The organism is Salifodinibacter halophilus, from assembly GCA_012999515.1.
Taxonomy (GTDB): domain Bacteria; phylum Pseudomonadota; class Gammaproteobacteria; order Nevskiales; family Salinisphaeraceae; genus Salifodinibacter; species Salifodinibacter halophilus.
The window spans coordinates 2,161,199-2,182,731 of sequence record JABEEB010000001.1 but is presented as its reverse complement, the minus strand read 5'-3'; the positions used below and the strand labels follow the sequence as shown (position 1 = coordinate 2,182,731).

The 21,533-nt window shown below is 60.9% G+C and carries 15 protein-coding genes; 4 read left to right on the top strand and 11 right to left on the bottom strand.

Annotated features, from left to right (window positions below; all coding sequences use genetic code 11):
• Nucleotides 1-39: 39 nt before the first annotated feature.
• Nucleotides 40-2,013: a molecular chaperone HtpG gene (gene htpG, locus HKX41_10175; GenBank protein NNC24507.1), complete on the bottom strand. Its 1,974-nt coding sequence runs from the start codon at nt 2,011-2,013 to the stop codon at nt 40-42.
• A gap of 138 nt (nt 2,014-2,151) precedes the next feature.
• Between htpG and ddlA the strand changes: the two genes are divergently transcribed.
• Nucleotides 2,152-3,234 (top strand): D-alanine--D-alanine ligase, encoded by a 1,083-nt coding sequence (gene ddlA / locus HKX41_10170; protein ID NNC24506.1) that lies wholly within the window; start codon nt 2,152-2,154, stop codon nt 3,232-3,234.
• 184 nt (nt 3,235-3,418) lie between these two features.
• On the opposite strand, the gene ligA is transcribed toward ddlA, so the two are convergent.
• The 3 genes from ligA to smc all read right to left on the bottom strand — a co-directional run bounded on the left by ligA (nt 3,419) and on the right by smc (nt 10,337).
• Nucleotides 3,419-5,527: an NAD-dependent DNA ligase LigA gene (gene ligA / locus HKX41_10165; protein NNC24505.1), complete on the bottom strand. Its 2,109-nt coding sequence runs from the start codon at nt 5,525-5,527 to the stop codon at nt 3,419-3,421.
• Entirely contained in the window at nt 5,528-6,703 is a 1,176-nt protein-coding gene (locus HKX41_10160; GenBank protein ID NNC24504.1) for a hypothetical protein, read from the bottom strand.
• Between the two features lie 139 nt (nt 6,704-6,842).
• Nucleotides 6,843-10,337 carry a chromosome segregation protein SMC gene (smc, locus tag HKX41_10155; GenBank protein NNC24503.1) on the bottom strand — a complete coding sequence of 1,165 codons (3,495 nt, stop codon included), beginning with the start codon at nt 10,335-10,337 and terminating at the stop codon, nt 6,843-6,845.
• A 66-nt stretch (nt 10,338-10,403) separates the two neighbouring features.
• Here smc and queF point away from each other — a divergent pair, with 66 nt between their 5' ends.
• Nucleotides 10,404-10,793 carry an NADPH-dependent 7-cyano-7-deazaguanine reductase QueF gene (gene queF, locus HKX41_10150; protein NNC24502.1) on the top strand — a complete coding sequence of 130 codons (390 nt, stop codon included), beginning with the start codon at nt 10,404-10,406 and terminating at the stop codon, nt 10,791-10,793.
• A 29-nt stretch (nt 10,794-10,822) separates the two neighbouring features.
• On the opposite strand, the gene HKX41_10145 is transcribed toward queF, so the two are convergent.
• On the bottom strand, nt 10,823-11,626 hold the full coding sequence (locus HKX41_10145) for an HAD-IA family hydrolase (protein ID NNC24501.1): 804 nt from the start codon (nt 11,624-11,626) through the stop codon (nt 10,823-10,825).
• Between the two features lie 218 nt (nt 11,627-11,844).
• On the opposite strand from HKX41_10145, the gene dksA reads away from it, so the two are divergent.
• Both dksA and phaR read left to right on the top strand, forming a co-directional pair.
• Complete coding sequence (dksA, locus tag HKX41_10140; protein NNC24500.1) at nt 11,845-12,207, top strand: RNA polymerase-binding protein DksA; 363 nt, start codon at nt 11,845-11,847, stop codon at nt 12,205-12,207.
• A 65-nt stretch (nt 12,208-12,272) separates the two neighbouring features.
• The gene (gene phaR / locus HKX41_10135; protein ID NNC24499.1) at nt 12,273-12,767 is read left to right on the top strand and encodes a polyhydroxyalkanoate synthesis repressor PhaR; all 495 of its coding nucleotides are present in this window, start codon (nt 12,273-12,275) and stop codon (nt 12,765-12,767) included.
• A 32-nt stretch (nt 12,768-12,799) separates the two neighbouring features.
• Here the strand turns inward: phaR and pnp are convergent, their stop codons facing one another.
• From pnp to nusA, 6 genes are all read right to left on the bottom strand, one after another.
• Nucleotides 12,800-14,905: a polyribonucleotide nucleotidyltransferase gene (gene pnp / locus HKX41_10130; GenBank protein NNC24498.1), complete on the bottom strand. Its 2,106-nt coding sequence runs from the start codon at nt 14,903-14,905 to the stop codon at nt 12,800-12,802.
• A gap of 161 nt (nt 14,906-15,066) precedes the next feature.
• Nucleotides 15,067-15,336 carry a 30S ribosomal protein S15 gene (gene rpsO / locus HKX41_10125; protein ID NNC24497.1) on the bottom strand — a complete coding sequence of 90 codons (270 nt, stop codon included), beginning with the start codon at nt 15,334-15,336 and terminating at the stop codon, nt 15,067-15,069.
• Between the two features lie 359 nt (nt 15,337-15,695).
• Nucleotides 15,696-16,628, bottom strand: coding sequence for a tRNA pseudouridine(55) synthase TruB (truB, locus tag HKX41_10120; GenBank protein ID NNC24496.1), 933 nt, complete (start codon nt 16,626-16,628; stop codon nt 15,696-15,698).
• An 8-nt stretch (nt 16,629-16,636) separates the two neighbouring features.
• The gene (rbfA, locus tag HKX41_10115) at nt 16,637-17,053 is read right to left on the bottom strand and encodes a 30S ribosome-binding factor RbfA (GenBank protein NNC24495.1); all 417 of its coding nucleotides are present in this window, start codon (nt 17,051-17,053) and stop codon (nt 16,637-16,639) included.
• A gap of 60 nt (nt 17,054-17,113) precedes the next feature.
• Nucleotides 17,114-19,903, bottom strand: a complete 2,790-nt coding sequence (gene infB, locus HKX41_10110; protein ID NNC24494.1) for a translation initiation factor IF-2 — start codon at nt 19,901-19,903, stop codon at nt 17,114-17,116.
• 85 nt (nt 19,904-19,988) lie between these two features.
• Nucleotides 19,989-21,512 carry a transcription termination/antitermination protein NusA gene (gene nusA, locus HKX41_10105; protein ID NNC24493.1) on the bottom strand — a complete coding sequence of 508 codons (1,524 nt, stop codon included), beginning with the start codon at nt 21,510-21,512 and terminating at the stop codon, nt 19,989-19,991.
• Nucleotides 21,513-21,533: the final 21 nt, after the last annotated feature.

Sequence of the window (21,533 nt, the reverse complement as noted above, 5' to 3'; positions counted from 1 at the left end):
CACTAAACGCGCCTGTTTTGCAACAGGCGCGGCTTACCTTTACGCAGCGCCCTTGGAGACCGCTAGCAGCATCTGGTTCATACGCGAGACGAACGTCGCCGGGTCGTCGAGTTCGCCGCCTTCGGCCAATACGGCCTGCTCGAACAGAAGCTGTGAAAACGACTCCATCGAATCCTCGGCCTGCTCGGCAGCGAGTTTTTCAACCAGCGGATGGGTCGGATTGATCTCCAGATGCGGCGTCTGGTTCGGCATGGCCTGACCGGCTTCTTTCAGAATCCGCTCCAGATGCGCCGACATACCGGATTCATCGGCAACCAGACAGGCCGGTGAGTCGGTCAACCGATGGGTCACGCGCACTTCATTGACACGCTCGCCGAGTGAATTCTTGATCCGCTCGCAAAGGTCCTTGGATTCCTCTTCGAGTTTCTCGTGCTCTTTTTTCTCTTCTTCGGTCTCGGCTTCGCCCAGATCGAGCGCACCCTTGGCGACCGACGACAATTCTTTGCCTTCGTACTCGGTCAGGTGCGCCACGACCCACTCATCGACGCGGTCAGTCAAAAGCAGCACTTCGATATCTTTCTTGTTAAAGATCTCGAGATGCGGGCTATGCTTGGCCTCGGCCATGGTGTCCGCGGTGATGTAGTAGATCTTGTCTTGGCCTTCGGCCATGCGCTCGATATAGGTATCCAACGACACGCCGGGATCGGACTCTTCCTTGGTCGTGCGGAAGCGACACAGGCCAGCGATCTTGTCGCGGTTTTCGCTGTCCTCGACGATGCCTTCCTTGACCACCTGGCCAAATTCGTTCCAGAACGTGGCGTAGTTGTCGGCCTCGTCTTCATCCTTGGCCATCGACTCGAGCAGACCAAGCACTTTCTTGGTCGACCCGGAGCGAATTTTGTCCAGCGCCCGATTGGACTGCAGGATTTCACGCGAGACGTTCAACGGCAGGTCGTTGGAATCGATGACGCCTTTGACGAAACGCAGATAGCGCGGCATCAATTTCTCGGCGTCGTCCATGATGAACACGCGCTGTACATAGAGTTTGACGCCGTGCTGCTTGCTCTGCGGATCGAACAGATCGAACGGTGCGCGCTTCGGAATGTACAACAGCGAGGTATATTCCTGGCTGCCTTCGACCTTGTTGTGGGTCCAGGTCAGCGGATCCTCGAAGTCGTGGCAAGTGTGCTTATAGAACTCTTTGTAGTCCTCGTCGGCCAACTCGGATTTGGCCTGCGTCCACAGCGGCGCGCCACGGTTGACCTGTTCCCAGACCGGCTCCTGCTCGGTTTGGGGCTCCGAGTCTTCGCTTTCGCTGTCGTCGTCGCTTGCCTGCTCCGACTGCTCTTGCTCCATCATGATCGGGAACGCTACATGATCCGAGTAAGTCGTCACCAAATAGCGCAGCCGCTGCGATTCGAGAAACTCTGTCTCGCCTTCGCGCAGATGCAGTGTGACCTCGGTGCCGCGCCGCGGCTTGGCGACTTCCTCGATGGTGTATTCGCCGCCGCCGTCGGAGATCCAGCGCACGCCGGTCGATTCACCACCGCGCCGCGTTTCCACGGTGACATGATCGGAAACAATAAACGACGAGTAGAACCCAACGCCGAACTGGCCGATCAATTGGGCGTCTTTTTTCTCGTCACCCGACAGCGAGTTCAAAAATGCCTGCGTGCCGGACTTGGCGATCGTGCCAATGCGTTCCATGACCTCGTCACGGGTCATGCCGATGCCGTTATCGCCGATGGTGACGGTGCCCGCTTCCTTGTCGAAGTCGATCCAGATCTGCGGATTCGGGTCGTTTTCGTACAGCGTGTCGTTTTTGACACCTTCGAACCGGAGTGTGTCGAGCGCGTCGGAAGCATTCGAGATCAGCTCGCGCGCAAAGACTTCCTTGTTCGAGTACATGGAGTGGATCATCAGCTGCAGCAGCTGCTTGACCTCCGCCTGAAAGCCGTGGGTTTCCGGTTCGGCTTGCCCGGCGCTGTTGGCATCTGATTTAGTTTGACTCATGATTTTAGGCGTCGTCTGGCAAATGGCTAGAATTGCGGCTCCCCTGCCGCTCGGACAATTGCTTGTGGGCCGTTTACACTATTTTCAAGTAGCCGGATGCCTAGAAGCAGCCGCATCCGCCAACACATCGACTAATTAATCATGCGGACACGTGTAGGCATCATCTGCGGCGGACCCTCAACTGAACATGCCGTGTCGCTTATCTCGGCCGTCAACATCGTCGCGGCCATCGACCGCGCACGTTTCGAAGTCATCGTTATCGGCGTCGACGATAACGGTGGCTGGCATCACTATCCACCGGACGCATTCGTTACCGACGCCAATGATCCGGCCAGGATCGCTCTCCAGCCATCGACCAACCGATTACACCTGAATCCAGGCGCTACCAGCGGTGTACTCATCGACAGCGCCAGCGGCCAAGCCATCGATCCTATCGATGTCTTTTTTCCCATCATCCACGGCACATCCGGGGAAGATGGCGGTTTGCAAGGCCTTTTGCGTTGGCTGAATACGCCATTTGTCGGCACTGACATAGCCGGTTCGGCCATGGCCATGGACAAGGACATTGCCAAACGACTGCTGAGCGCGGCCGGATTAGCAACCGCGCCCTACCGCGCGCTGAGTCATGCTGACAGCGCCAACGCCGATTTCGATGCGCTCGCGGAACAACTCGGCACACCGCTATTCATCAAACCCGCGAACCAAGGCTCGTCGGTCGGCGTCAGTCGGGTGACGAGTAAAACAGCGTTCAAACCGGCGCTCGATAACGCACTCGCGCTCGATCATAAAGTCCTCGTCGAAACGGCGGTGACGGGTCGCGAGATCGAATGTGCCGTACTGGGCAACGAGCACCCGGAAGTCAGCGGCTGCGGCGAGATCGTATTGACGGACGGCTTTTACTCGTACGAAACCAAATATCTGGATGCCGAGGCCGCAGGCGTGGTGGTGCCGGCCGATTTACCGGAGAACGTGGCCGAAACAGTGCGCAACGTCGCGGCCACCGCATTCAAAGCACTCAATCTGGCCGGGCTTGCGCGCGTCGATGTGTTCGTAACCAGTGACGAGCGCGTCATCGTCAACGAAGTCAACACACTGCCCGGCTTTACACCGATCAGCATGTATCCGAAGTTATTCGAACACGCTGGTATCGGCTACGAGGCGCTCGTTACCCGTCTCATTGAGCAGGCGTGCACGCGTTTTTCGGCAACGGCAACTCCATGACGACGAAGCGCTGATGGTTCCCGCGCCTCGAACCATATCAGCACTTTTTTGCGGCCTCCGACCAACAGGCGTTAGACCAGGCCAGCGTTACAACGCGTCGCCCGCCGGGCCCAATACACGGCATCGCCCGGTGCTAGCCGATGTGAGCTTCGAGTCAGATGACCGACGGCGCGTTGTCCATGCCTTAGCTGCCATCCACTAATGCCAGCGCGCCGGCTTCATTGAGCTGGGTGATACCGAGACTGGCGGCACGCTCTTGCTTGCTACCGGCGTCTTCACCAACCACGACATAGTCGATTTTTTTGGACACATTGCTGGCCACCCGCCCACCGGCGGCGTTGATGCGTGCTTCGAGCTCATCCTTGGTCAGCGTCGGCAAACGCCCCGTGATGACAAACGTGACCCCGGCCAGCTCACCGCCGGCCACCGATACCTCTGGCTGCGGCCAGACGATGCCGGCCGCGAGCAGTTCGTCGATAACGCGCTGGTTTTGAGGTTCAGCGAAAAATTCGGCGATACATTCCGCCACGCGCGGACCAATGTCCGGAAGCGCGCGCAGCCCCGTTTCACTTAGCGCATCTTCCTGTGCCTTTTTCGTGCTGTGCTCGGCTGAAACGCGCGCCACCTGGTCGGGATAATCCAACGCAGCCATGCGTACAGCGTCCAACGTTTTGTAGCGTTCAGCCAGCGAGTCGGCGGTAACTGATCCGACTTCCCGAATGCCCAGCGCGTAGAGAAAACGCGCGAGCGTGGTGTTTTTGCTGGTTTCGATTGCCGCTAACAGGTTGTCGACCGATTTTTCGCCATACCCCGGACGTTCGATCAACGCATCGCGATATTGGTACAGGCGATAAATATCGGCCGGAGACGCCAGCAAGTTGTCGGCCACAAACGCCACGATCTGGCGTTCACCGAGGCCATCGATATCCATAGCCGATTTCGATGCAAAATGCTTGAGCGCTTCGCGGAGTTGGGCCGGACAAACCAGCCCACCGGTACAGCGTGCGATCGCGTCATCCCCCACACGATCAACCGCCGAGCCACATTCCGGACACGCCGCCGGAATCTCGATGGCGCGCGTATCGGCTGGTCGCTCAGCCGCGGCGCGACCGACGATCTCGGGAATCACATCGCCGGCGCGGCGGATCCGAACCTGATCGCCAATGCGAACGTCCTTGCGTGCGATTTCATCGGCATTGTGCAAGCTGGCGTTAGAGACGGTCACGCCCCCGACGGCTACCGGCACGAGTTTGGCGACCGGGGTTACCGCCCCCGTGCGGCCGACCTGGAAATCGACGTCGGCAAGCGTGGTTACAACCTCTTCGGCTGGAAACTTGCGCGCGATCGCCCAACGCGGCGCGCGGGCCACGAATCCAGCCTCAGCGCGCTGGGCACCGTCGTCGAGCTTGAACACACAGCCATCGATTTCGACATCGAGCTCGGGCCGACGCTCGGCCATGCGCTGGTAATAATCGATACACCCCGCCACGCCCTGCACGCGTTCAATGTGTGGGCTAACGGTGAAACCGAGCCGGTCAAGTCGTTCGAGCTGTTCACTAATGCGATCGGTGATTGCAACGTCAATCCGCTGGCCAATGCCGTAGGCGTAGAACATCAGCGGCCGTTCGGCGGTTATTGCCGAGTCCAATTGACGCAGACTGCCGGCGGCAGCATTGCGTGGGTTGGCGAACGGTTTGTTGCCACTGTCGACCAACCCCGCGTTCAAACGCTCAAAACGCGAACGTGGCATGACCACCTCGCCGCGGACTTCCAGCACACTGTCGGCGGCGAATTCACCCGCCAGCCGCAACGGCAGGTTGCGGATGGTGCGTGCGTTCGGTGTGACCGCCTCACCCACCGTGCCGTCACCGCGTGTCGCCGCCGATTCCAGCACGCCGCCGACGTAGCGCAGATTCAATGCGCTGCCGTCGAACTTGGGCTCAGCGTTGTAGGTCAGTGTTTCGACACCGAGCTCGCGGCGGAGGCTATCGTCGAAGCGCGTCAGCTCATCGTCGTTGAAACAATTGGCCAACGAAAACATCGCTTGGCCGTGGGTGATCGAGGAGAATGCCGTCGACGGCGGCGCGCCAACCCGCTGAGTCGGCGAATCCACCCTTTTCAAAGCGGGATAGTTGGCTTCTAGGTCGACCAGTTCACGGAACAGCGCATCGTATTCAGCATCGCTGATCGTCGGCTCGTCGTCGACATAATAGGCGCGGTTGTGGGCCTCGATCGAGCGGGCAAGTTCGGCAGCGCGGTCGGCGGCGGCCACCGACGGTTGATCTGCCACCATTTAACGCCGCTGGGCGAGTGTTGCCCGACGGTCGAGCTCGGCCGTTCGGTCGAGCATGTACTGCGCAGCCTGGGCCGTCAACACGGCACGTCGGTCGTCGAGCACCTGACCACCGAGGGCGATGGTTAGCGCATTGGCCGTTTCCATCATGTCACGAAGCGTCGCCCGTGCCGATTCACTGGCAGGCGCGACCATGAACAGCGTCAGTCCCGGCGTCGACAGGCTGCCTTTCTCGTCCGGATCGAGCGTGCCCGGATTAACCATGTTGGAGACGCCGAAAACCGAGCGCAGTCGTTCGCCATCGCGCGCCACCCGATGATAGAGGCTTTGAAAGCCAAACTGCAGCCCTTGCTCGGCCAGCGCGGCGTGGATATCGACCCCGGCATAGCGCTGGTTTCGGCCCGCGACCACGTGGATGACAAAGATTTCCTGCTCGTCGCTCAGCCGCGGTTGAGGTTCGATGACCTGGTGTGGACTCAATGCTTCCGATGCCGCGGGCGGCGTTGGTTCGTCCGCGTTCGCATGTTCGGGTTCGGATTCGGTTGCTGGCTCAGGGCGCGGCTGCGCCGTTGACGCTGCCTGCGATGCATCCTCGGGGGCAGCATCGCGCTGCGGTGGCGGTTCGGCCTCATCGGCCGCTGAGCGCGTATCAGCATCCCCCGAGGTGCGCTCGGTACGCTGCCCAGATTCGACGGATTGCTGCGCCCCGGGGGCGAAACTCGGTCCCGGCTCGGGCGGCACGGCCGAGTCGTCGAGCATATCGTTCAGTGGCAACTCGGCCGACGATTCGGTGCGAGCTGTCGACTCAGCACGTCGACTCGTATCGGATTTTTCGGTCCCACCGGACGGTCGGGCGTAGTTCTGTTTATAGGCTTGCCAGCTTGCTTCGGCGGCGTCATCGGCGACGCTGCTGTTGTCCTCGGTACGCGCGGCTGATTGATCCGCGGGCAGATCCGCCGTCAGCGTACGTACAGCGACGATGTACGAGTCCCCCTCCAGGCCCGTGCCTGCGAGCTCGTCATCCGCTTCGTTCGAACTGTCCTCGTCGGTATCCGTCGACGGCGTATCGACGCCATGGTCCATGTTTTGCCAGGGGTCGGTGCTACCGCGAGTGCGCAGTAGCCAGTAGCCGACGCCAATAGCGACAACAACCACAACGAGAATGAGCCACTGCAAGAGCATAATGGGTTTAAACGTAGTCTGAAAAATGGCGACGCTGCTGCGCCCGTAATTGTCTTACGATAGCAATTTTTCAGCGTGCCGGTCAGTTGATCCCAAGACCGGACGCTCGACGGCAAACGTGATCCGTCGTCGCCTACTCGGCCATGGCCAACGCAGCGTCAATATCCACGCTGACCAGGCGCGATACACCCGATTCAGCCATCGTCACACCGTGCAGCCGCCGGGGGCGTTCCATGGTGGTCTTGTTATGGGTGATCATCACAAACTGAACACGCTCGGCCATGCGCTCGATCAACCGGCAGAAACGCTCGACGTTGGCATCATCGAGTGGCGCGTCGACTTCGTCGAGCATGCAAAACGGCGCCGGATTCAATTCGAATAACGCGAACAACAGGGCCAGTGCGGTCAAAGTCTTTTCGCCACCGGACAACATCGCCAACGCGACGCGTGGCTTGCCCGGCGGTCGCGCAATAACCTGGATACCGGCCACCAGCCAGTCCGATTCGGTTCGCTCCAGCGTGGCTTCGCCGCCGCCGAACAATTCGTTGAAAAACGCGTCGAAATGTTCGTTGACCTGGTCGAACGTGGATTTAAGGCGCGTGCGCGTCTCTCGGTCGATTTTCTCGATCGCCGTGTTCAACGTGGCCAGCGCCTGGTCCAGGTCCGCGTGCTGAGATTGCAAGTCGCGGTGTTGTTCGACGGCCTCGGCGTGTTCGTCGATGGCCGCAAGATTGACGTTGCCCAACGCTTCGATCTGGCGGCTCATCTTGTTCTGCGCAGCTTGCCAAGCGTCGGCGTCTTCCGCAGCGTCCATCGCGTCAGCCAACGCGGCAATATCGGTTTCCGGTTCGATCTCGGCGAGTTGTTCGGCGAAGCCATCGCGACGCGCGGCGGCGGTCTCGAGCTCGGTGCGTGCAGTGTGGCCTGCTTCACGGGCCGCGGCCACCGCTTCATCAAGGGTGCTGACGTGCTGGCGTGCCTCGGCGCAGGCTGATTCCGCCGCGTCCAACGCGTGGCGCGCATCCCGGAGTCGGGTTTCAGCTGCCGCGCGCGCGGCTTCGGCGTTGTCGACATCGGCCTGCGTCGGCGCCTCCGAAGCGTCGTTGTCCGTATCGCTTAGCTCGGCCAGTTGTGTGCTGATGGCCTCGCGCGAGCGGCGGGCTTCGGCGACACGCGACTCGGCCGCGGCCTTCTCAGACTCGGCGCGACTGATGCGCGCCTCGATGTCGCGGCGTCGATGCTCGGCTTCGGTCAGGGCGCGGCGCGCGGCGTCGCGGTTGTCACGCGCCGTGGTCAACGCATACTGACAGCGTTCGCGCTCGGCTTGAAAACGCTCGGCTTCGGTCCGCAACTCGGCAATGCGTCGCGCATTTTGTTCGGCTTCAGCATCCGCGTCATGGATCGTTTGCCGCGCTTCGCTGATTTCGGATTCGAGTTCGCGCTGACGCGCTTCGGCTCGGTCAGCACGTCGACGTCGATCGTCACATTCATCGCGCTCGCGCTGTAATGCCTGACGGCGCGCATCAAGCGACTGATCCAGTGCGGCGAGTTCGTCTCGTTTGTCATCGCGGTTTTGTTGCACGCGCCCGAGTTCAGCCTCGGTGTCGGCAACGCGCTGGTCGGCCTCGTGGAGGCGCATCTCGATCGCTTCGATGGCGCGTTCACGCGCAATCACCCCGTCGGTTTCGGCTTCACGCCCCGGCAGTGCTAGCGCATATGGGCCAATCAGCGCGCCGTCGGGTGTAATAAAGCACTCGGGGTCGCTCAGTTCGCTGCGGCGCGCCAGTGCGCTGGCAACATCGGCTATCGGAAACAGGGTTTCGGCGGCGGCGATCAACGGCGCTGGACCGCTTAGTTTCGTTGCCAGCGACTCAGCGCGGATGCCGCCGTCGGTGCGTTGATCAATCGCCAACTGCAGCGCGCTGGGGGGCACCTCGGCGTGCTCAAATACGCTCAGGTCGGGCACGAGCCGCGCCCGCAAGAGTTCGCCCAGAACCCGCTCGACTGCGGTCTGCCACTCGGCCTCGATCGTGACGCGCTCGGCGAGCGCCACGGCCTGCTCATCCACGCCGGCGGTGTCCAGCCAAGCATTGATCGCGTCATCATCACCACCCGTCAGCGCGTTTTTCATGCGCGTTTCGGCAGCATGTTCTGCACGTAGCTCACCAGCCGTATCCCGAGCGCTTGCGAGCTCGCGCTCACACTCGCCGATCCGGGTGGCCAGCGCTTCGAGTGCACTGGCGCATTCGGCGCGCGTCTGCGTCTCGGTCTCTATTGCCTGCTGGCGTGCATCGAGATTATCTGTCTCCCGCGCCAGCGCATCGCGATCGATAACCTCGACGGCGTCAAGCTCGCGCTGCCGGGCCTGGAGCCGCTGTTCGGCGTAATGTCGACGATCTTTGGCTTCGGTATAGCGGCGTTCGGCCGAATCGAGGTCAAGCTGCGGATTATCACCGCCTTCAAACAGTGCGTCGCGCTCACGTTCCGCATTGCGCGCTGCCACCTCCGCCTGCTCAAGTTCATCGGCCACACGCTGCTCAGCTGCATCCACATCGGGTTTTTCCGCCCGGACACGCTCGGTTTCCGCAGCCGTGCGCTCGCGTTCGGCGGTCGCAGTCTCCAGCCGTTCGTCCAACTCCTCGGCCCGTGTGGCCAGTCGCGTACGCTCAGCTTCACGCTGTTCGCGCCATCGACGTGCGTGCTCAACGGCCTGACTGAGCCGCTGGGCTTCGGCCTGGGCGTCGTAATAGGCCGTCTGCGCCGTATCAACGGCGTTGGCTGCCGTTTGGCGTTCGGCCTCGGCATTGGTCAGACGCTGATCTGCATGCGTTTTGTCGGCCTGGCGCGCGGCCAGAATTTCGGCCTGGCGCTGTTGTTCGGCCTGAGTGCTGACGGCGCGGTCGCGCCAGTCACGCCAGCGCAGCGCGAGTTGGCCACGCCGCACGCGCTGCTGTTCGGCCTGCAATCGCTGATACTCGCTCGCGGTTTCGGCCTGGGTGGCCAGTGACTCAACGCGCTGTTCGCATTCTTCGATACGGTCGCTCAAGCGGTCGAGATTGTCGCGCGTATGGGCGATGCGGTTTTCGGTCTCGCGGCGTCGTTCCTTATATTTCGAAATACCCGCCGCCTCTTCGAGTAGATCACGGATCTGGTCGGGTTTGGCGTCGATCAATCGGTTCACCGAACCTTGCCCGATCAGCGCGTAACTCGCCCGGCCACCGAGCCCTGTGCCGAGAAATAGATCCTGCACATCGCGACGTCGTGCGCGCGTGCCGTTAATGCGATAACTCGAGCCGGTGCGACGATTATGCTCGCGCTGTATGGAGATTTCGGCGTAGTCGGCGTAAGGACCGCCCAATGAGCCGTCAGCGTTGTCGAAAACCAGCTCCACGGCGGCACGACCGACGGGTTTACGCGTCTTCGAACCAGCGAATATGACGTCTTCCAGCGACTGGCCGCGCAACTGGCGGGCGCTGGATTCACCGGTCACCCAGCGCACGGCGTCGATGACGTTGGACTTGCCGCAGCCGTTGGGGCCGACAACGGCCGTCAGGTCATCATCGAGCTCGATCGTCGTCGGCTCCACAAAGGATTTGAAGCCGGCCAGCTTGATCGCACTCAACCGCATGGCACGCTCGCTGTTTGTGCGGCTATCTTCGGTATCCTATCCGGCACGTTCCATACCTTTCATACGATGACCGTACACACCAATACGCCACTGACCACATTCGCCAACCCCAAGCCTGAGCGCGACTACACCATTCGCACTCAGATTCCGGAGTTTACCTGTTTGTGTCCGGTTACCGGTCAGCCCGACTTCGCCACGCTCACGCTCTCCTATGTCGCGGCCACGGCTTGCGTGGAGTTGAAATCGCTCAAACTCTATATCGCCTCGTTTCGCGACGTCGGCGCGTTCCATGAGGCGGTGACCAACGACATCGTCGATACGATCGCCACGACCATCGAGCCACGCTTCATTCGCTTGGAGTCGGCATTCTGGACGCGCGGCGGCATCGATACGACCGTTATCGCCGAATACCGAGCCGACAACTGGCAACCGCCGACACCGGTGACATTGCCCTGATCATGGCGTCACCCGACGATCGGATGCCGTCAGCCATCCGTCGAACCATGCGTGTCTGCACCGGATACGTGCAAGGACCGTAAAACGTCGATATCGACGCGTTCGAAGGTGTCCCCCGCATTCGCATCAGCGCCCGCGGGTCGACCTGGATGGTCGAGGCTGTCGACAACCGCCACGGCACCCGGGAAAGATCGGTCGCGGGTCTCATCGCTGGTTGTAACCAGCGTGGGGAGACCCGCAGCCAGTGCGCTGGTCAGACCTACCGGCGAATCTTCCAGCGCAAGCGCACACGCGGGGTCGACGCCGAGCCGCTCACAAGCCAATGTGTAAGGCATCGGGTCCGGTTTGGGTCGCAACACGTCGTCGCCCGAAATCGTGAGCGAGATTACATCGCCCAGCGCTGCTTGGACACAGTATTTTTCGAGCGCATCGACGGTCGCGCGCGAAGCGTTGGACACCAAACCTACGTGTATACCGGCGGCTATCGCGCCCTCGATCAAACGCTTGACGCCGGGCCGCAGCGCAACTCGGCCAGCGACGACCTGGCGCCGGAAATAACGTGCCTTCTGCCGATGCAGCGCGCGGATCCAAGCACCGGGGTCGTGTCGATAAGCCGCGGCATGAACGCCCAGTGATGGCCTATACGTGTCGAGAAACCAAGACAAGCGCGGGATGCCGCCGGAGACGGCCAGCAGTTCCTGGTAGAGCGTAGACGACCAATACCAGTCGAGACCGTGCGCGGCAAAGGCACGATTATACGCTGGCCTATGGCCATCGGCCTCGGTGTCGGCCAGTGTGCCGTCGACGTCGAATAATAAAGCGGCCAGCGCCAAGGACTCGGCAACCGATGGTCAAATTTGAACGTTGAAGCCTAGACCGCCTGTCGCCCAGCTGCAACTTTGGCCACCGAACTTGCACCGTGCGGCACGGTTTGCTATCAATACCGGTTACTTTTTCAGGGTTCGCTATAACAGTGTCTGCAGACGAGCAATCCGCCCTCGACGCACCGACGGCTTTCACGCCGTACGAACCGGGCGCCGACGAGGCGTACATGAACGCCGATCAACGCGAGCATTTCCGCCAGATTCTTGAAGGCTGGAAACAGGCGCTGATGACTGAAGTCGACCGGACCATGCACCACATGCAGGACGAGGCGGCTAATTTCCCAGACCCGACCGATCGCGCGAGTCAGGAGTCGGAGTTCAGCCTCGAACTGCGCACTCGCGACCGTGAGCGCAAGCTCCTAAATAAAATTAACGAAAGTATTGGGCGGGTCGAACGCGACGAGTATGGCTTTTGCGACACCTGTGGTTCGGAGATCGGGATCCGACGACTGGAAGCGCGGCCGACGGCGTCGCTATGCGTCGACTGCAAAAGTCTCGACGAAATCCGTGAACGTCAAATCGCGCCGTAGACAGTCACCGCACTTCTTCCAGGCGCGACCGATCAGCGTCTCACCCGAGCCAGCTTCAACGCGCCATGGCCACATTACGACTGATCAATAAATACCCGAACCGGCGTCTGTATGACACCGGTTCGAGTTGTTATATCACGCTGGAAGATGTGCGGCGCCTTGTGATCGCCGGCGAAGACTTCACCGTGGTCGACAAACGCTCCGGCCGCGATATCACGCGCAGCATCCTGCTACAGATCATCAGTGATCAGGAAGAAGGGAGCAATCCCATATTCCGCACGCGGGTCCTGCGCCACATCATCCGATTCTATGGTGATTCGATGCAGGGTGCGATGAGCTCGTATCTTGAGCTTTCGCTGGATTTCTTCAACGAGCAACAGCAGCAATTTCGCGGTCGCTTGAAATCCATGCTGGACGTCAGCAATCCGATCACGGCGCTGCGCGAGCTGACCCCGCTACAGCGCCCGATCTGGAAAAATGTCCGCCGCGAGGTGCTGGCCAATCTTCGCCAGCGCCGCGATGCCGCGGACGAACGCAACCGCACCGACGACGACGCCTAAACCGCGTCGTCGTCGGCCGGTTGAGTCACTATCTATTCAGACTCGGCTTCTACCGACTCCTCAAGAGCCTTGATCGAAAGGCGAATCTTGCCCTGCCGATCGACCTCCAGCACCTTGACCTGAACAGTCTGACCTTCGCTTAGCTCGTCGGTCACATTCTCGACGCGGTGCTGGGCAATCTGCGAGATATGCACCAACCCGTCGCGACCGGGCACGAGGTTGACGAACGCGCCAAAGTCGACAATGCGAACGACTTCACCTTCGTAGACCTGACCGGCTTCGATATCGCGGGTAATGTCTTCAATCCGCTTGATCGCGGCGTCGGCCGCCGATTTGTCGACCGCCGAAATATGCACCGTGCCATCGTCCTCGATGTCCACATTGGCGCCGGTTTCTTCCGTGATACTGCGAATCGTGGCACCGCCTTTGCCGATCACGTCACGAATCTTTTCGCTGTCGATCTTCATGTCGGTGATACGTGGCGCCCACTCGGACACTTCCTGACGCGGCTGATCGATTGCCTGTTCCATCTCGCCGAGGATATGCAACCGACCCTCGCGCGCCTGTTCCAGCGCAGCTTCCATGATCTCGCGGGTGATGCCGCCGATCTTGATGTCCATCTGCAGCGCCGTGATGCCGTTCTTGGAACCGGCCACCTTGAAGTCCATATCGCCAAGATGATCTTCGTCGCCGAGGATATCGGTCAACACTGCGAACTTGTCATCTTCCTTGATCAGACCCATGGCCACACCGGCGACCGGCGCTTTAGTCGGCACTCCGGCATCCATGAGCGCCAGACTGGTGCCGCAGACCGAAGCCATCGACGACGAGCCATTGGATTCGGTGATCTCCGAGACCACACGCAACACGTAGGGGAATTCCTTCTCCAAGTCCGGCAAGGCCCCGGCGATACCGCGCTTGGCGAGCTTGCCGTGGCCGATCTCGCGACGCTTGGGCGCACCCATGAAACCAGCTTCACCGACGCAGTACGGTGGGAAGTTGTAATGCAGCATGAACGGCTCGTCGTACTTGCCGGCGACCGCGTCGATCATCTGCGCATCGCGCCCGGTGCCCAGCGTAGTGACAACCAGGGCCTGGGTCTCGCCGCGCGTGAAAAGCGCCGACCCGTGGGTACGCGGCAGCACGCCGGTCTCGACTTCGATCGGCCGCACACTGCGCGTATCGCGGCCGTCGATGCGGGGTTCGCCGTTTAGAACCCGCGAGCGCACCGTCTTTTTCTCAACATCGCCGAGCGCGGCCTTGACGGTCGCCTCGGCGTCGGCATCTTCGCCCGCGAATTGAGCCACCGCGTCTTGCTTGATCTCGTCGATTCGCGCTTGGCGATCCTGCTTGTCGGCAATCTGATAGGCCGCCGCGACGCTGTCACGAACATGGTCGGCCACGCGTTCGCTCAACGCCGCGTCGGTTTCCGGCGGCTGCCAATCCCACGCGGGCTTGCCAGCTTCGCTTGTCAGCTTATTGATGGCATCAATGGCAGCCTGGAGTTGATCATGGCCGAAAAGAACGGCGCCCAGCATGGCCTCTTCGCTCAACTGGCTTGCTTCCGACTCGACCATCAAGACCGCGTCGTCGGTGCCTGCCACGACGAGATTGAGTTCGCTGGTCGCCAACTGGGTGGCACTCGGGTTCAGAATGTAGTCGCCGTCGGCATAGCCGACCCGGCAACCACCGATCGGTCCGGCGAACGGCATGCCCGATAGCGACAGGGCGGCCGAGGCGCCGATCATGGCCGGGACATCGGCATCGATTTCGGGATCGAGCGACATGACAGTGGCGATGATCTGGACTTCGTTATAGAAACCGTCCGGGAACAGCGGCCGAATCGGACGGTCGATGAGCCGACAGGTCAGCGTTTCAGCTTCGCTCGGCCGGCCTTCCCGCTTGAAAAATCCACCCGGGATCTTGCCACCGGCGTAGGTGCGCTCCTGATAATTGACGGTCAGCGGGAAAAACGCCGCATTCGGCGCCGCCTGTTTTTTGCCAACGGCCGTCACCAGGACGAGCGTATCGCCCATGCTAACCATCACAGCCGCGTCAGCCTGCTTGGCCATACGACCGGTTTCCAAAGTGACCGTTTGGCCACCAAACTCAAAACTTTGCTTACTTGTTTCGTTCACTATCTCTTCTTCCTACTTCGTTTCATACAAAAAAGCGCCACCGGCGAATGCGCGGGGCGCTTTTTTGCATACTATTTTTGCTAGCCGCGCCGCATGCGGCCCGTGGTCGAACCAACGACAACGGCTTGGCAATGATTCCGACCCAGAGCCCTGGCGCCGGATTAGCGCCGCAGCCCGAGATCCTTGATCAAAGTCCGGTAACGGCTCTGGTCCTTGCGTTTGACATAGTCCAGCAGCTTGCGGCGCTGGCTAACCATTTTCAGCAGGCCACGCCGCGAGTGGTGGTCGCCGCTATGCTGGTTGAAATGGCCACCGAGTTCGGTGATACGCGTTGTCAGCAACGCAATTTGTACTTCGGGTGACCCGGTGTCATTGCGGTCGCGGCCGTATTTCTCTACGACTGCAGTTTTTTGCTCGCTCGAAAGCGCCATAGATATTGTCTCCGTTTATTACCAACCCGCGCGAGACTGCGCCACAGCGCCAGACCGGCTTTTTCCTGAGCCGCGAGTGAAAAGCTCGTCGCGTTTCAAGAAAAAGCCCGACCGCCGGCACGCCCCGCCGAATTAAACTGTTATTTTGCCTGTTCGAGCGCTTGTGGACAACCGCCCGGCACATCGCCCGTTGCCAGGCTCAGTGAGCAGACCGTGGCGCCTCCGCCCTCGAAGTTGGCGACTGACGTCGCGCCAATCACGCATGGCTAATGGTTGCAGCCGCGTATGCCTGCCGCCAACGCGACACATTTTCGCGCATCGCAGCTAGGCATGTAAAAGCAACATCCACCCCGGCCTACTCAAGACTGCGGACGGACGAAAACACGTTTTGGCTGCAGCACGCCTTGCTCAGAGCAAGCGCCGATCGCAATCAATCCCCCTGTCGCGTCATGAACACGACAAAGTGCCGATGGGTCGTCGGTCACCGGATTTCGCATCGCAATCCGGCCACCATTGACGAGCCGGTGTGCATCGCGCTCATCCAGTGTAGCAGCCGGCCAATCGGCCAGCAGCGCCGACAAGCCAACCAGATGCTCGGAAGCATCGCCGTCGTTCGCGACATGTTGTCGCAACGTTTCAATCGGGTTCATCGGCTGCTCGATACACCCCAGAGCGCCGACAGAAACGCGTCGCAACGCAGTTACATGGGCAACGCGACCAAGCGCCACGGCAATATCGGCTACGAGTTGGCGCACATAAGTGCCTGCCGAGACATCGAGCGCGAGCTCGAGCTCACCATTGCCCGCCGCGATTCGCGTCAAACGTTCGACGCGAACCGGGCGTGCTTCGCGGGGCACGGTCTGACCCGCCCGCGCATATTCGTACAGGGGGCGTCCGTGGTGTTTCAGTGCCGAATACATTGGCGGTATCTGGTATTGATCGCCAACAAAATGGGATAAAGCCGCATCAACAGTGTCGTTATCGGGCAAATCAGTCGCACTTTGCTCGAGCGTGCGACCCTCGGCGTCGCCGGTGTCGGTAGCCGCACCAATCGCAGCCGTGACACGGTACGATTTCGGTGCATCCAATAGATGGCCAGCGACTTTCGTGGCCTCGCCGAGACAGATCGGCAACAAGCCCGTGGCTAGCGGGTCAAGGCTGCCAGTATGGCCGGCTTTTTGAGCGCTCAGCGTGTGACGCACCTGTTGCAATGCGTTATTCGACGATACGCCCTGTGCCTTATCCAGCAGAAACACGCCGTCGATAGCGGCGCCCTTGCGACGACGGGGCATGCCCTGATTCAGGCGTTGTCGTCGGAATCGCTGCGCTCGTCGTCACCTTCGGCCGCGCTGGCGCGATCGGAGGCAACTGCGCCCTCGATCAGACGATCAAGGGTCTGCGCGTTGCGCTCGGTGGTATCCGCGATAAATCGCAGTTGCGGCACAACGCGTAAGCGCAGGCGCGCATTCAACCGTTTTTTGAAAAAGCCCGTCGCTGCTTGGAGCCCAGTGACGATCTCATCTACGCGATCGGTCTCGGAAACCACATCCAGGCTTGAGATGAATACGCGTGCGTGGCCGAGGTCGTCGCTTAATTCGACATCGGTCACGGTTGCGAGTGAAACACGCGGGTCTTTGACCTCGGTGGCGATCAACTCACCCAGTTCACGACGAATGGCCGCAGCGATCCGCACCGGCCGACTATCATCGCGTGCCAAGATGACCACCCCCGACTAGCCAAGCCATCAACGAATCACTGCCCCAGCGACACCTCGTCATCAGGCAGACTCCGGCGCTCCCACCGAGCGCTGGACTTCGGTCCGTTCGTAGACCTCAATCTGGTCACCTGGCTGAATATCGTTATAGTTCTTCACACCGATACCGCATTCGGTGCCAGCTTCGACGCGTTCGACGTCGTCCTTGTGACGCCGCAACGATTCCAACTCACCCTCATAGACGACGGTGTTATTGCGCAGCACGCGGATCGGTTGCGAGCGTACGACCGCCCCATCCTCGACCAAACAACCGGCGACAGCACCGAGCTTGGACGAGCGGAAGACATTACGCACACCAGCCACGCCGATGATTTCTTCGCGCAGTTCGGTACCGAGCAGACCGTTGATCGCGGCTGTCACATCCTCGATGGCTTCATAGATAACGCTGTAGTAGCGCACATCGACTTCACTGTCGCGCATCAGCTTCTTGGCTTTGGCGTCCGCACGAACGTTGAAGCCGATGATGATTGCGCTCGACGCACTCGCCAGTTCGATGTCGGACTCACTGATACCGCCGACTCCGCTGCCAACGATGCGGATTTTGACTTCACGCGCCGGGATGTTGTGCAGCGATTCGATCAACGCTTCCACGCTGCCCTGCACATCGCCTTTAACGATCAGGTTCAGATCCTTGGTTTCGGCCGAGCTCTCACCACCAATGGTAGAAAAGACCTCGTCCAGCCGCGCGGCCTGCTGACGGGCAAGCTTGTTCTCGCGCCGGGAATCATCGCGCTGCTCGGCGATTTCACGGGCGCGTTTTTCATCGGAGACAACGAACGCGTCGTCGCCGGCTTCGGGCGTACCGGACAACCCGAGCACCTCGACCGGGATCGACGGCCGCGCGCTCTTGATCTGGTCACCGCGCTCGTCGAATAGCGCGCGGACGCGGCCGTGGTGCGACCCGGCCAACAGAGTGTCACCGCGTTTCAGCGTGCCCGCCTGCACCAGGATCGTCGCCACCGAGCCACGGCCTTTTTCCAGACTCGATTCGATGACCGTGCCACGTGCCGGCACGTCCACCGGCGCCGCCAATTCGGCGAGCTCGGCCTGTACCGTAACCGCATCCAGCAGATCATCGACACCAGCCCCGGTCTCCGACGAGACTTCGACCACCTGGGTCTCACCGCCCCATTCTTCGGGGATGATGTTTTCGGCTGACAACCCACTTTTGACCTTGTCGGAGTCAGCGCTGTCCAGATCCGATTTGGTGACGGCGACCACCATCGGCACGTCGGCCGCGCGTGCGTGCTCGATGGATTCGCGGGTTTGCGGCATGACGCCATCATCGGCAGCTACGATGAGAATGGCGACATCGGTGGTCTCGGCACCACGTGCCCGCATCTTGGTAAAGGCTGCGTGGCCTGGCGTGTCGATAAAGGTTATCGCGCCCTTATCGTGTTCGACGTGATAGGCACCGATATGCTGCGTAATACCGCCGGACTCGCCGGCTGTTACCCGCGTGCGGCGGATATAATCCAATAACGATGTCTTTCCGTGGTCGACGTGCCCCATGATCGTGACCACCGGCGCCCGCGGCTGTTGCTCGGCTTGTTGCTCCTTGGAACGCACCGCTTCCAACAGGGTGTCCTCGGCGGATTCGGAGGCGACCGGCTTGGGGGTATGCCCCATTTCCTCGACCAGGATCGTGGCCGTTTCCTGATCCACGGTTTGGTTAATGGTGGCCATGACACCGAGCTTCATCATGCGTTTCAAAAGCTCGCCGCTTTTGACCGCCATGGATTGGGCCAGATCGGCCACCGTAATGGTCTCGGGAATCTCGATATCGCGCACCACCGGTGCGGTTGGCCGCTCGAACCCGTGCTCGTTCGACATATTGACTTGCCGTGACCGATTACCGCCACGACGGTTCGACTTCGAGCGTCGCTGACCACGTTTTTCATCAGCCACATGCAGCTCACGCCGGTTCTTGCGCTCGCTATCGCGTTTGGCATCGGCTTCGGTGCGACCGTGGCTTTTGGCCGCGCGTTCCAGATTCTCCTGAGCGCGCGAGCGTGCCGCGTCGCGGCGACGGCCACCGCCTGCTGGCTGCTGGTTGTCAGCCGCAGTATTGCCCGCGGCCGTCTTTCCAGCATCGCTGGCTGCCTCAGTTTTCGAAGCAGTCTCGGACGAGGCCGACGTCGACTCGGGCTCGGACACCGGTGCCGACTCAGGTTCGGGAGCGGGCTCGGCTTCGAGCTCGGGCTCCGAGTCAACCGGCTCGCCGACGTCTTCCTGATCCGCCCCGGCCTGTTCGCTCGACGCATCCGCCGGCGTCTCGGACTCCGTCGATGTCGATTCTGCTTCGATCTCGGCGTCGGCGGCGGTTTCCACGGTTTCGGCGCTAACCGGCGCCTCACCTGTTGTCGGCGCGTCCGGCTCCGGGGCCTCAGTGGGCGCCTGCGTTTCGGCTGCCGGCGCCGATTCATCTGCCTCGGGGCCTGGCTCAGCCTCGCCGGCCTGCGACCGGCCAGCGTAAGTCCGACGCTTGCGCACTTCGACATTGACAGTCCGGCCCCGATCGCTGCCACGCCCAGTATTGACCGTCATCTCCGAGTTGGAGCGACGCTGGACCGAGACCGTACCGCGGCTTCCGGCACTCAAGGTGCCGCCGGACTTCCGGGCGCCCCCACTGCCCGCATCACGCAGATGCCGCAAGAGTTTGAGCTTGTCCTCACCGCTGATGACGTCGGTTCCCTGACTGGCGTCAACACCAGCATCTGCAAGCCGTGTGACCAGCCGCTCGACCGGTATGCCGACTTCGTTTGCCAGATCGTTGACTGTGGTATCCGCCATATTTCGCTTTCTCCGTCGCCGCCGGCCCGTTTATCGACCGGCGTTACTACGACTGTTCATTTGCCTTGGTTGCCCGACCGACCTTTTAGGAATCAGTCGCTTCAAACCAGTGTGCCCGAGCGGCCATGATCAGTGCCGCCGCGCGCTCGTTGTCGATCTCAATATATTCCTGAAGTTCCTCGACATCCAGCTCGGCCAAATCATCGCGCGTCTGCACGCCGTGACCGGCCAGTTCGCGCCCCAGATTGTCGTCGATGCCGTCGACTTGCAGCAGACTATCAGCCGGCTCGCCTTCACCTGCGCCTTCTGCGCTCGAGATCGCCCGCGACAACAGACAGTCACGCGCGCGATTACGCAGCTCCTCAACAACATCTTCGTCGAATTCCTCGACCGTCAGTAATTCCGAGGGCGGCACGTAGGCGACTTCTTCGGTCGTCGTGAAGCCTTCCTGAACCAGAATGGCTGCCACTTCGGCGTCAACATCCAGATCGGTCTGGAAATGCTCCTGGAGCTCACGCGATTCAGACTCGCTTTTCGCGTCTGCGTCCTCGAGCGTCATGACATTCAGCTGCCATTCGGTCAGATTTGAGGCAAGACGAATATTTTGTCCGCCGCGGCCGATCGCTTTGGCCAGAGATTCCTCGGTGACCGCCAGATCCATGCTACCGGAATCCTCGTCCAGAACGATGGATTCAATATCGGCAGGCGCCATGGCATTGATAACAAACTGGGCCGGATTCTCATCCCATACGATGATGTCGATGCGCTCGCCGACCAATTCGTTGGATACGCTCTGCACACGCGAGCCCCGCATACCGACACAAGCGCCGACCGGGTCGATACGCCGATCTTTGGCCTGAACCGAAATCTTGGCGCGCAAGCCCGGGTCGCGGGCAGCGCCGCGCAACTCGATAAGCCCCTGCCCGACTTCTGGCACCTCCAGCTTGAACAGCTCGACCAGAAATTCCGGCCGGGTACGCGAAACAAAAAGCTGCGGGCCGCGCTGTTCCGGGCGCACGTCGAATAAAAAGCCCCGCACACGGTCGCCTGGCCGCATCGTTTCGCGCGGGATCAGATGATCACGCGGGATCAACGCTTCCGCGTTGCCGCCCAGATCCAGAATCACCGACCCTTTATCCAAACGCTTGACCAGGCCAGTAATTAATTCGCCGACGCGGTCGCGATACTGCTCGACAATCTGCGCGCGCTCGGCCTCGCGCACTTTCTGAACGATGACCTGTTTGGCGGCTTGGGCACCGATACGACCGAACTCGATCGACTCGACTTCTTCCTCAACAACGTCGCCGACACTGAGTGTCGTATCGTGCTCGTGCGCTTGCTCCACTGAAATCTCGCGGCCCGGCGATTCAATGAAACGCGGCTCACCAGTCTCCGCATCGATTTCACCCGGCTCTAACACCTCCCAGAAACGAAACGTGCGGTAGTCGCCGGTATCCTGATCGATCGTCACACGGATGCCGACGTCTTCGTCGTAAAGCTTACGGGTGGCAGATTCGAGGGCGGCTTCAATAGCCTCAAATATGATCGGGCGCTCAACGCCCTTCTCGTTGGCGACCGCCTCGGCGACCAGCAGTACGTTCTTGCTCATAAACAGTATGTCGGGTTGTCG